The organism is Streptomyces sp. RFCAC02 (assembly GCF_004193175.1).
In the GTDB taxonomy this organism is placed as follows: domain Bacteria; phylum Actinomycetota; class Actinomycetes; order Streptomycetales; family Streptomycetaceae; genus Streptomyces.
The window spans coordinates 5,716,982-5,729,052 of record NZ_SAUH01000001.1; the positions used below are offsets into that span (position 1 = coordinate 5,716,982).

Sequence of the window (12,071 nt, forward strand, 5' to 3'; positions counted from 1 at the left end):
GGAGCGCTCGGCGCTCTACCGCATTCGCTCGTGCACAGGGAACTCCTCGGCCGTACTTGCCGCGGGGCTCCTGCGCCGCGACCCGGTCATCACCCGGGGCACCCCGCCACGACGGAGGGTTGCCGGACAGCGGGCCGGGGCCGTGTCGCTGTCACTCGTGACCTCGCGGGGATTCTGGCACACCGCTGGCGACGGCACGCACCCCTGTCTCACCTGCCGGACAGCACGGCCCGCCGACGGGCGTCAGAGCCCGGTGAGGGCGCGGAAGGCGATCGACTCGTACGGCCCGTCCTCGCCCGTCTCGTACAGCAGGCCGACCGTCTCCCGGTCCACCTGGACGAGGTCCGAGTACGCCGCCGGGGCCGCCGACACGGTCGTCACCCGTGCGAACGCCGCCCCGCCGTCGTCGCTGCGCCACAGCGTCATGGCCCTGCGGGCGGCCGGGTCGGAGGGGCCGGAGAACAGCAGCGTCCCGTCCGGCCCCGGCGTCCGCAGGACGGCGCCCTGCACGACCGGCACGGCGGACAGCGTCGGCTGCATGGTGTAGCCGGGGCCGTCCAGGGTCTCGCCGCCGTCGGACGAGTGGGCGCCCGCGCGGTTGCCCGGCGCCGTCCCTTTCTGGTCACGGGCCGAGAAGTAGAGGCGGCCGTCCGGGAGTTCGGCGACGGACGACTCATTGGGGTTGAGCGTGCCGTCACCCCTGGCGTCGGTGTATCCGACGCGCCACGTCCGCCCGCCGTCGTCGCTCAGCAGCGCGTGGGCGCCGTAGTGACGCGCCTCCTCGCCGGTGTCGCCGGAACCGTCCGGCGGCGCGGCCGAGTGGTTCGCCGGCACGACGAGCCGTCCCGCGTGCGCGCCGCCGGTGAGCGCGATGCCGTGCCCGGGACCTGTGGCGTACCAGCGCCAGTCCGGCCGCTTCGCCCCGGCGGTGATCTCGCGCGGGGCGGTGAAGGCGCGCCCGTCGTCCGTCCCGAACTGCACGAAGACCCGCCGCGACCGGTCGGCCGCGACCTCGCCGCGCATGATGGCCTTCTCGGTGGCACGGCCGTCGTTCGACGTCGTCAGCAGGACCAGGCGGCCCGAGCGCGGGTCGACGACGGGCGACGGGTTCCCCCGGGTGTCGCCCTGCCCGGCCGCCACCACGGCCGGCGGCCCCCAGGTGCGGCCGCCGTCCTCGGAACGCCGCGCCACGACGTCGATGTCCCCGGTGTCGGACGGGCCGCCGACCCGGCCCTCGGCGAACGCCACCACCGTCCCCTCCGGTGTCGCGACGGCCGCCGGGACGCGGTAGGAGGCGTACCCGCCCACGCCGGAGACGAACGGCACCGACGCGGCGGCCGTCCGGACGGGTGGGGGAGTGGTGCCCGCGCCGCTGTGCGTGCCCTGCATGATCGCGACTCCTCGTACGGCTCGCGTGCCTCGTGCGGTCGTCCAGCGGACGATAGGAGGGAACGGCCGCCCGCCACAAGGGGCACCCGCCGGGGGCGGCTCACCCGGCGGGGGTGTCCACCGCGTCCAGCGGCAGCGCCGTGACGGCACCTGTGGGCGGCGCGTCGCCGTCACGGGCGCGCCGCAGCTCGTCCGCCGTCAGCGCCCGGTCCCACACGCGCACCTCGTCGAGCGCGCCGGTGAGCCGCACCCGCCCGTCGGGCCGCTCGCCGAGGTGGACGCCGAACGTCGTGCGCACGCTGACCGATCCCGGCACGTCCGCCGCCGTCACGGGCACGCCGCCGTCCACGGCCAGCGTCAGGGTGCCGCCGGAGCGGGTGAGCGCCAGGTGGTGCCACGCGCCGTCGTTGTACGCCCCGGCCGTCGCGACGGACGCGCTCGCGGGGTCGGCGGCGCCGTCCCGCGCGGTGACGAGCGCCCGTACCCTGCCGTCCGCCGGCTCGCCGCGCACCCAGACCTGCGGCGCGTTCCCCCCGACGCCGCCCATCCACAGGAACGGATGCGTACCGGACGCCGCGGAGTAGCGGAACCACAGCGAGACGGTGAAGTCGCCCTCGCCGAGCGGCAGCGTGTCGCGGTGGGGGAGCCGTACGGAGTCGTCCGCGCCGTCGAACGCGAGCGCGTTCCCGTACCGCCCGGCCGTGCGGGCGGGGCCGCCCTCCACGACGGCCGGTGCCCCGGGCGCCGCCGCGTCGGCGGTCGTGGGCGGGGCGCCCCCGCGCGGGCCGAGCCAGTCCTCGCCGAACAGCGTGAAGCGGATCTCGTCGCGGGCGTCGGCGGCGCCCGCCTCGTGCAGGAGCCCGATCAGCCCGTCAGCCGTGGCGACCAGGTCCGAGTAGCCCGACCAGTCGTCGGTGACCGGCGCGCCCCGCTCCACGGAGTCGAACGTCCGCCCGCCGTCCCAGGAGGAGCGGATCATCATCGAGCGGCGCCGGTCGGGGTCGGCCGGCGCGGCGAGCAGCAGCCTGCCGCTGCCCGGCAGGCTCAGCAGCGACCCCTGCACCTGCGGCGTGTACAGGTCCGGCATGGCGCGGAACGGCGCGGCGAATGTCTCGCCGCCGTCCATGCTCACCGCGTAGGAGCGGTGACCGAGGTCCGTGCCCTCCTGCTCGCGCGCGCTCACGTACAGGGTGCCGTCCGGCAGTTCGGCCACCGCGCTCTCGGCCGGGTTCTGCCGGAAGGTGCCGTCCGGCGCGACCGGCCAGGAGTCGACCGCGCCGAGCCGCCACGTGGCGCCGCCGTCGTCGCTGAGGCCGAGGGCCGTGTGGTGGGCGGTGACGCGGTCGCCGTCGTGGCTCTCCGCGGTGATGGTGAGGACGAGCCGCCCCGCGTGCGGCCCGTGGGCCAGCCGGACGCCGTGCAGCGGCCCGGTCGCGTACCAGGAGTTCCAGTCGTCGGGGCGCAGTTCGGCGCTCAGGTCGCGCGGCTCCGACCAGGTGCGGCCGTCGTCGTCGCTGTACGACAGGTACGGCACGCGCGCGCAGGGCTCGGGGCAGTTCCCGCTGCCCTGGCCGGCGTTGCGCGTGCTGGCGAGGAGGATCCGGCCGGTGGCGGTGTCCACGACGGGTGCCGGGTTGCCGTGCGTGTCGCCGCCGCCCGCGTCGACGACGCTCAGATCCGACCAGGTGCGTCCGCCGTCGGCCGAACGCTTCAGCACGATGTCGATGTCGCCCGCGTCGTCGCAGTTGTCGCGGCGGCCCTCGGCGAACGCGAGCAGCGTGCCGTCGTTCGTCCGCACGACGGCGGGGATGCGGAAGCACGCGTAGCCGCCGTCCAGGTCGGCGCGGAACAGCACCCGCTGCACCGGCTCGGCTGCGATGGCCGCCCGTGCCGGCTCCTGGGCGGACGGCGCCGCGAGCAGCGTGCCGGCCAGGGCCAGCGCGGCTGTGAACCGTGCCCGGCGACGGCGGGGCGGCGGTGGCTCGGACATGCGGGATCCTTCTGTCTGCTGCGGAGGTCACGGCAGTGTGGCGCCCGCGCCCGGCGCGGACCCCGACCACACGCGCGGAGCCCGACCCGCACACCCGATCGGCCCGTCGTCCCTGCCCCGTGCACGGGATGCGGGGCACGGGCGGCCGGGTGATGCTGCCGGTGTGAGCAGTGCCGGGCGGAGGGAGTGCGGGACATGGGCCACACCGGAATCACCGTGCACCGGGCGGACGGGCTCGTCGCCGGCGGCCGGGGCGCGGCGTCGTGATGCGGGCCGTCGTGCAGCGGTCGTACGGGCCGCCGGACGTGCTGGAGGTGACGGACGTCCCGCTGCCCGAGCCTGCCGCCGGACGGATCCGGGTGCGCGTGGAGGCCGCCGGCGTCAACCCGACGGACTGGAAGCACCGGGACGGCACGGTGCGCTACGACGGCCTGCCCGTCGTCCCCGGCTGGGACGTCGCGGGCGTCGTCGACCGGATCGGCTACGGGGTGACGCTCTTCGAGGAGGGCGACGAGGTCTTCGGGATGCTGCCGTACCCGGACGGGCCGGGCGCGTACGTCGAGTACGCGGTCGGCCCGGCACGCGCCTTCGCCCGCAGGCCGGAGGGACTCGACGCCGTCCACGCCGCCGCGCTGCCCCTCGCCGGGCTCACCGCGCTCCAGTCGCTGGACGACACGGCCCGCCTGCGGGAGGGACAGAAGGTGCTCGTCCAGGCGGCGGCGGGCGGGGTCGGGCACCTCGCCGTCCAGATCGCCAAGGCCCTCGGCGCGTACGTGTACGCCACCGCGAGCGCGGGGAAGCAGGACTTCCTCACCTCGCTGGGCGCCGACCGGCCGGTCGACTACCGCGCCGAGGACGTCCGCGAGGTGGCCGGCGGAGTCGATGCCGCCCTCGTGCCGATGGCGGGTACGACGCGCACGCACTCGCTGGAGGCCGTCCGCGACGGCGGGACCCTCGTCACCCTGCTCGGCGGCACGCCGGACGAGGAACTGGCGGCCGCGCGGGCACGGGGCGTCCGCCACCGGACGCTGCTGGTCGAGCACGACCACCACGGGATGCGGAGGATCGCCGCACTGGTGCGGGACGGGTTGCTGGTCCCGCACGTGCAGCAGGTGTTCCCGCTGGCCGAAGCGGCCGAGGCGCACCGGGCGGGGGAGACGGGCCGCACGGCGGGCAAACTCGTCCTCACCGTCCCCTGACCTCCGGAGGAGGACCGGCCCGGTCAAACCCGCCTCCGGGCCGATCCACCCGTTCCGGTGAAGACCGCCGTCTTCCCCACCCGAATGCCGTACGCCGAGCCGATAGTGACCACGTCATACCGGACGGCCGAAAGCGAAGCAGTCATGCGTACAGAGGCGATCAACCGCGCCAAGCTCGTCTTCACCCTGTTCGACGTCAACGGGAACGGTGTCGTGGAGGCCGAGGACTTCGACCTCATGGCGGCGCGGGTCGCCGAGGCGGCCTCCGCGTCCGGCGAGGCGGCGAAGGACGCGATGCGCGCCGCCTTCCGCCGCTGGGGCACGACCCTCGTCGCCGAGCTGGACGCCGACCGCAACGGAGTGGTCGACTTCGAGGAGTTCCGCGCCTACGTCCTGGCGCCCGAGCGGTTCGAAGGCCCGCTCGCCGAGTTCGCCGAGTCCCTGGCCGCGCTCGGCGACCCGGACGGCGACGGCATGGTCGAGCGGCCGGAGTTCATGGCCCTCATGCTCGCGATCGGCTTCGAACGCGCCAACATCGACGCGCTCTTCGACGCGTTCGGCCCCACGGAGGCCGACGCCATCCCGGTGGCGACGTGGGTCGAGGGCATCAAGGACTACTACGCGCCCGACAAGGCCGGCATCGCGGGCGACCACCTGGTCGGCAGCCCGGCGGTCTGACGGAGGACGGGCGGCCGGGGCGCGGACCGCGGTTCAAACCCACGCTCCGGCCGTTCCACCCGTTCCGGTGAAGACGGCCGCCGTTTTCACCCGGATGCCGTACGCCGCGCCGATAGTGAGCACGTCATATCGGACGGCCGAAGGTGAAGCAGTCATGCGTACAGAGGCGATCAACCGCGTCAAGCTCGTCTTCTCCCTGCTCGACGCCAACGGGAACGGTGTCGTGGACGCCGAGGACTTCGACCTCATGGCGGCGCGTGTGGCGGAGGCGGTCCCCGCGTCCGGCGAGGCGGCGAGGGAAGCGCTGCGCGACTCGTTCCGCCGCTCCTGGGCCACCCTGGTGGCGGAGCTGGACACCGACCGCGACGGCAGGATCGACTTCGACGAGTACCGCGCCTGCGCCCTGTCGCCGGAGCGGTTCGGGGCGGCCGTCACGGGGTTCGCCGAGGCCATCGCCGCCGTCGGCGACCCGGACGGCGACGGCCTGGTCGGCCGGCCGGAGTTCACCGCCGTGATGCTGGCGATCGGCTTCGAACGCGCCAACATCGACGCGCTCTTCGACGCCCTCGGCCCCTCGGACGAGGACACCGTCCCGGTGGCGACGTGGGTCGAGGGCATCAAGGACTACTACGCCCCCGACAAGGCCGGCATCCCGGGCGACCACCTGCTCACCGACACGGCCGCCTGACGACGGCGGGCGCAAGGGCGGGGTGGCGCTCCACCGGAACGGGCGGCGCCCCGGCCCGGTAGTCGTACCGTATGTGGCGTCGTTCGGACGAGCTGCGGGACCCGCTGGAGTTGCCGTGCCGGAGTTCCTGATGGCCACCGAGGACGCCGACATGCAGGCGTACTTCCGTGAGATCGCCGTCTTCATGGTCGACACGTTCCGCATCGACTACGCGGAGGCGGTCGCCCGGGTGAACGAGGCATTCGAGGAGCAGGAGTTCGACCCCTACCCGGACGTCATCTGCCATGAGATGCCCGAGTACTGGGCCTATGGTCTCTACTACGGCGAGGTCCCGTACTGGGACGAGTCCGCCGACCGCTCGGAATGGACCGTGCGGCCGGCGCCGTCCCGGGACTCGCCCTCCTGGACTGTGGAGTCGCCCGAAGGGTGCTGAGCCCGGCCCGCCGGACCCGTCACACCTCCAGGTCGAGCACGGCGGGGCGGTGGTCCGGGGTTCCGTAGGTCAGTACCCGCCGCAGAGCCCGGCCCAGTTCAGTGATCCGTTCCCCGGGGACCCTGAGGCGCAGCGACAACGACGGCTCTGTCAGTTCGAGTTCGTCCGCCGTGGCGGGGGTGAAGCGCAGCCTGAGCACGGAGTCCCGCAGCGTCGCCCCCGCCACGCCGCCGTACGCCGTGGCGCCCTCCTCGGTGATCGTGCAGTACGTGTCCATCCCGAGGCGCACGTCCTGCTCGTCGGGCGGCTGGAGGGAGCACTGGAGGATCAGGTGGCGCGCCGCGCCCTGCTCGTCCTCGGACAGCCCGACGGTGAAGCACCCGTCGGCCGTGTTCTCGCGGACGTCCGTGAGCCGGACGTCCCAGTCGGTCTCCTGCGTCATGCTTGTGTCTGCCACCAGTGGTAGTTGTTCGGGCCGTGGCCCCAGATATAGCCGAACAGCGCCCCGGTCTCCCGCGTGGCACGGTTCATCGCGCCCCTGCACTGGGGGCACGGCTGCCGGGTCCCCACGATGATGACCGTGTCACCGGGGCCGGCGGGGATCAGGTTGGCATACGAGTCGTTCACGATGGGGACGGTCGGTGAACCGCCGATCATGCGGGCGACCCGGTTCTCCGTGTGGCTGGCCAGCGACCCGTTCGGGAACCCGAGGGCGAGTTCCTCCGGGGTCTGGTCGCCGCTGCGCACCGAGAACGCCACGCGCACCCGCCCGTCGGGGCCATGGATGCGCACGGAGGCGTAGTGGGTGCAGGGCGTGAGCCCCAGCGGATCGGACCAGGTCAGCGGATTCCGCACGTACGCGTAGTGGTTGGGCGTGACCAGGCCCAGCGGATCGGGGGACTGGTAGCGCGCCGCCTCGGGGTCGTAGTAGCGCAGGACGTTGTAGTGCAGCGACGTCTCGGCGTCGAAGTACTGCCCGGGAAAGCGCAGCGGGCAGTCGGTGCCGGCGTCGTCGTGGACCGCCGTCGGCACGCCCCAGACGCTGTGCTCCGCGCGCCACGCGACGCGGCCTTCGGCGTCGACCAGTTCCGCCGGCGCCATGGAGGGACCGAGCACGATGGCGAAGAACCGCTCGTCCACGGTCGCCCGGTCGTCGCCCTCCCCGTCGGGCACCCACCGCTCGTGCTGGCAGTACGGGCGCCGCGTCGCCACGTCCCAGTCCCAGGTGAGCGTCCTGCGCCCGCCGCCCCCGTACGTCGTCTGCTCGGCCAGATGCGTGCCGTCCCACGCGAACTCCGTGCGCCCCGACGGGTCAGGCGTGCCGTCCGGGGCGACGCGCTGCTTGGCGATCCGGCGGCCGAGCGGGTCGTAGTGGTACGTCCAGTGGTGGCCGTCCGGGGTGACGGCGCCGGTCATGCGGTCGTCCGCGTCCCAGGTGAAACGCCACTCGCGCGTGCCGCCCGACAGCAGCTTCCGCAGCCGCCGGACGACGCGGCCCTGACCGTCGTACTCGAAGCGCAGGGTGCCCGCGCGCCGCAGCAGCCCGCCGCCGTACGCGCGCCGGCCGCGCCCGTCCCCGCCGCCGGCGGCGGCCGGCCACGAGCCGTGGAGGAGGTCGCCGCCGCCGTCGTACGCGTACGCCTCGTCGCCGCGCGGGGTGCGGACGCGGGTGGGCCGCCCGGTGCCGTCCAGCGTGTAACGGCTCGCGCCGCCCGCCAGCAGATCGTCCACCGTGCCGATGTGTCCGTCCGGCCGGTAGGAGAACGTGCGGCGCTGCACCGTGCCGGCGGGGGCCAGCACGTCCTGCGCGACCAGCCGGTGCCGCGCGTCCCACTCCTGCCGCAGGCGGGCGGCGCCGAGCGTCAGCGCGGTCTCCCGGCCCGCCGTGTCGTGCTCGACGCGCAGCGCGTGCCCGCCGACGGTGACGGCGACGGGCCGGCCGGCGCCGTCGTACCGCAGGACGCTGCCGACGCCCCCGGGCGTGCCGCGCGACACGCGGCGGCCGAGCGCGTCGTACCAGTAGCGCATCGTCCGCCCGTTGACAGACTCCGCCGTGATGCGCCCCAGCGCGTCGTGGGCGAGGGTGAGGCGGGCGTGCCGGTTACTGGCCTCGGTCATGCGTTCGGCGGCGTCGTAGGTGTACGAGGTGACCTCGCCGTCGTCGGCCGTCTGCCGGACGAGGTGGCCGAGGAGGTCGTAGGCGTACACGACCTCCTGTCCCGCCCCGTTGCGGCGGGCGGCGAGCCGGCCCGCCGGGTCGTAGGCGAACTCGGTCGTCCGGCCGGTGAAGTCCGTCTCCCGCAGCGTGCGGCCGAGCGGATCGTGGACGTACTCCCAGGTGAGGCCCCGCCCGTTTCGCACGGCGGTGAGACGCAGCTCCGTGTCGAACGTGTACGTGGTGCGCTCGCCCGACGGGTCGGTGAGGGCCACCGGCACGTCGAAGGGACCCACCTCGACGCGCGTCTCGCCGCCCGCCGGATCGGTGTGCCGCACGGGCGTGCCCTCCGCGTCCCACTCCCAGCGCTCCTCGGCGCCGTCCGGGTGGACCCGGCGGAGCGGGTGCCCTTCGAGGTCCCACTCGATCAGCGTCGTCGCGCCGCCCGGCTCCGTGATGGACGCCACGCGGCCCGTCGGCGTGTGGGCGTAGCGGGTGACACCGCCGCCCAGTTCGCGCACCGCCGTGGGCAGTCCCCTGGCGTCGGGCTCGAACTCCCTGGTGTGGCCCAGGGCGTCGGTGGCGGCCGTCATGGCGCCGCGCGCGTCGTACGCGAACCGGCTGACCCCGCCCATCGGGTCGGTCGTGGACGTGAGGTTCCCGGCGTCGTCGTACGTGTGCAGCCACCGGGCGCCGTCCGCGGCGGTGAAGGAGGTGAGCAGGCCACGGGCGTCGTGGGCGGCGAGCAGGCGGGTGCCGTCCGGCCGTTCCTCGGCGGTGCGGTTGCCGGCCTCGTCGTAGCGGTGGACGGTGGTGCGGCCGAGGGGGTCGGTGAGGGAGAGGAGGTTGTCGTGGCGGTCCCACGAGCGGAGCGTCCGGTTCCCGAGCGGATCGGTCTCCTCGACCGGTTGGAAGCAGTCGTTGAACGTCAGGACCGTCGTGTGGCCGAGCGAGTCGGTGAACCGGGTGCGCCGCGCGCGGTCCTCGTAGGCGATGGTGCTGCTGAGCACGCCGCCCGCGCCCTCGGTCGCGACGCACCGTCCCCGGTCGTCGTACGTGTAGCGGTACCGGGTGCCCCTGCGGTCCTCCCAGCCCGTGATGCGGTGCCCGCCGTCGTAGTCGAGGCGGAGCGGGAGGCCGGAGGAGTTGCGGATCTCCGTCAGGTCGCCGCGCGCGTCGTACCCGTAGGACAGGAGCACGGGCTGCCGCGGGTCGCTGAGGAGGCGCAGTTCGGTGACGCGGCCGCCGGCCGTCGTCACGCCGATCTCGTAGCCCCCGTCATGGACGACACGGCTCGGCGACCCGGCCGCGTCGTACAGGAACCGGATGGCGTTGTCGTTGCGGTCGGTGAGCGCGGTGACGGGCAGTTCGCCGCCGCGCCGGCCGGGGACGTGGGCGAAGTGCAGGGTGCGGCCCGTGTCCGGCCGGGTGACGCGCAGCCCGGTGCCCGGCGTGCCGTCCCAGGACAGCGCCCAGCGGGGTCCCTCGACCGGGAGCACGGGGGCGTCCGGGAGGGGGCGCGGGTAGTACAGGACCATGCCGTCGTCGGCGCACAGCCGTACGCCCTCGTCGTCGAGGACGAGGCGCTGGTCCAGGGTCGAGGCCCATGATGGGCCGAAGCAGCGGCCGGTGCGGACCGTCGAGCGGTGGTGCCGTTCGATGACGAGGGGGAGGACGCCCGGGAGGTCGACGTCGGTGGCGGACATGACCACGGCGCCGCTCGCCATGTCGACCGGGTCGCCGCGGCAGGGGAGTTCACGGACGGGGCGCCCGAGCCCGCGGACGCGTCGTCCGGCGCCGCGTGCGCCGGCGGTGATGCCGCGCAGGCCGGTGCGGGCGGCGCCGAGCCCGCCCTTGATGCCGCGTGCCAGGCCGCCGAGTGTGGTGAGGCCGCGCATCCCGGGGATGCAGTCGAGGGCGGCGAAGGCGACGTCGAGCAGGGAACCCCTGCCCTGGGAGAACTTGATCAGTGAGTCGGCGAGGACGACGAGGGCGGCGCCGAGGACGACCCACGCGATCGGACCGCCGATGATCAGCGCCACGACACCGAGGACGGCGACGATCACCTTGCAGACGGCCACGATGGTGTCCCACGCCTCCGTGAACCAGTGGATCAGCTTCTCCCACCAGCTCCGGTTCCGGATGCCGGCGTCGGACGCCTCGTCGATGTCGCGGGCCGCCGTGCGGGCGGCCTCATCCCGCATCTCCCGCGCCTGTTCGGCGAGGGCGCGGGCGGCCGACAGCCTGGACTCCGCGTCGTCCACCCGGCTCTGCGCGGCGCCGCGCGCCTCCTCGGCCGCCTGCCCGTCGCGGACGGCCGCCCGCACCGCGTCCTCGTCCGGCGCCAGCGCGTCCTCCCGGCCGCCCCCGGCCCGGAGCCGGTCGGCCTCCGCGCCGGCCCTCGCGACCCAGTCCTCGGCGGAGCCCAGCTCGCCCCGCGCGGACGTGAGGTCGGCCTGCGCGGCGATCGCCCTCTCCAGCGCCCGGTCGGCCTGCCCCTGCGCCGTCTCCAGCTTCGGCCAGTAGCCCTGGAGCGCCCGCGCGCACAGGTCGTAGGACGTCTGGAGCTTCGTCAGGTTCTCCGGCACGCCGTCGAACTCGGCGCGGAACGTCTCGGCCGACAGGCCCGCCCACTCCTGGACGGCCCGGTCCCCGGCCATGCCCCGGATCTTCCCCAGCGCCTCGCCCACGTCGTCGGCGAACGCCTGGAGTTCGTCGGCCAGGTCCCGGACGCCGTTCGGGTCGCCCGGCGTCGGGTCCGAGTCCATGCCCAGCGGGCTCCAGTCGGACGGACGGGACATCGTCGATCACCTCCACGCCGGGAGATGCTGCCCTGTGATCGGATCGCTACCCGCCGTGTTCGAGGGACTCGCGGCACTGCCGTTCGAGTGGGTCTGCGCGGTGGGGCGGCCCCTGCCGCAGAGTGCCGTGAGGTGCCGCCGACGGCGGTTCAGTGCCCGGGCTGCCGCTCCAGGTGATGCGCGAGGACGCCGAAGGCGATCAGCACGGCGAACCCGCCGATGAGGCCGTACAGGCCGACGCTCCAGGTCACGCGCTCCAGCGTGGTCCGCGAGGTCCGCTCGAAGCCGTGTTCCCGGCCGATCTCCCCGGCCAGCCGCTCCACGGCGCGCCGGTCCTCCGCACCGAGCCCGCCGCCGGTGGCGAGCGACCGCGTCAGCTCCGTGACCCGGGCGACCTCCTCGGCGGAGAACGCCCCGACGGCGCGCGCCCGGCCGGGGCCGGGGCCGACCGGGGGCAGGACGCTGCAGTACAGCACCTCGCCCGTCTCCCGGTCGATCGTCAGCGCCGCGTCCTCGTCCGACCCGCCGTCACGGCACTCCGTCCCGGGGTCGGAGAACTCCACGCGGTACGGGGAGACCGGCTCCCTGACCGCGTAGTGGACGGCGAGGCTCACCGCGCCGACGAGCACGGCGAGCAGCGGCAGGAGGCAGCCCATGACGACCGGAGCGGCGCCGCTCCGGGAGCCGTCGCCGGAGTCGGCGGTGGACCTGCCCCCGGCGCCCGGCACGCTGCCCCCT

The 12,071-nt window shown here is 74.8% G+C and carries 9 protein-coding genes and 1 riboswitch; of the genes, 4 read left to right on the top strand and 5 right to left on the bottom strand.

What is annotated here, in order from left to right:
* Positions 1-47: 47 nt before the first annotated feature.
* Positions 48-163, bottom strand: a riboswitch (SAM riboswitch).
* An 80-nt stretch (positions 164-243) separates the two neighbouring features.
* A complete protein-coding gene (locus tag EMA09_RS26360; protein WP_129843455.1) occupies positions 244-1,389 on the bottom strand; it encodes a sialidase family protein in 1,146 nt (381 codons plus the stop codon).
* Between the two features lie 100 nt (positions 1,390-1,489).
* Positions 1,490-3,379, bottom strand: a complete 1,890-nt coding sequence (locus EMA09_RS26365; protein ID WP_129843456.1) for a sialidase family protein — start codon at positions 3,377-3,379, stop codon at positions 1,490-1,492.
* 266 nt (positions 3,380-3,645) lie between these two features.
* Between EMA09_RS26365 and EMA09_RS26370 the strand changes: the two genes are divergently transcribed.
* From EMA09_RS26370 to EMA09_RS26385, 4 genes are all read left to right on the top strand, one after another.
* Positions 3,646-4,578, top strand: coding sequence for an NADP-dependent oxidoreductase (locus EMA09_RS26370; RefSeq protein WP_129843457.1), 933 nt, complete (start codon positions 3,646-3,648; stop codon positions 4,576-4,578).
* Positions 4,579-4,722: 144 nt separating this feature from the next.
* The gene (locus tag EMA09_RS26375; protein WP_129843458.1) at positions 4,723-5,256 is read left to right on the top strand and encodes an EF-hand domain-containing protein; all 534 of its coding nucleotides are present in this window, start codon (positions 4,723-4,725) and stop codon (positions 5,254-5,256) included.
* Between the two features lie 154 nt (positions 5,257-5,410).
* Positions 5,411-5,944: an EF-hand domain-containing protein gene (locus EMA09_RS26380; RefSeq protein WP_129843459.1), complete on the top strand. Its 534-nt coding sequence runs from the start codon at positions 5,411-5,413 to the stop codon at positions 5,942-5,944.
* A gap of 115 nt (positions 5,945-6,059) precedes the next feature.
* Positions 6,060-6,377: a hypothetical protein gene (locus tag EMA09_RS26385; protein WP_240796583.1), complete on the top strand. Its 318-nt coding sequence runs from the start codon at positions 6,060-6,062 to the stop codon at positions 6,375-6,377.
* 19 nt (positions 6,378-6,396) lie between these two features.
* Here the strand turns inward: EMA09_RS26385 and EMA09_RS26390 are convergent, their stop codons facing one another.
* The 3 genes from EMA09_RS26390 to EMA09_RS26400 form a co-directional block, all read right to left on the bottom strand.
* Entirely contained in the window at positions 6,397-6,819 is a 423-nt protein-coding gene (locus tag EMA09_RS26390; protein WP_168220813.1) for an Imm10 family immunity protein, read from the bottom strand.
* Positions 6,816-11,333, bottom strand: a complete 4,518-nt coding sequence (locus EMA09_RS26395) for an RHS repeat-associated core domain-containing protein (RefSeq protein WP_129843461.1) — start codon at positions 11,331-11,333, stop codon at positions 6,816-6,818. Before EMA09_RS26395 ends, EMA09_RS26390 begins: the two co-directional genes overlap by 4 nt.
* Positions 11,334-11,482: 149 nt before the next feature.
* A complete protein-coding gene (locus EMA09_RS26400) occupies positions 11,483-12,061 on the bottom strand; it encodes a hypothetical protein (RefSeq protein ID WP_129843462.1) in 579 nt (192 codons plus the stop codon).
* Positions 12,062-12,071 lie beyond the last annotated feature (10 nt).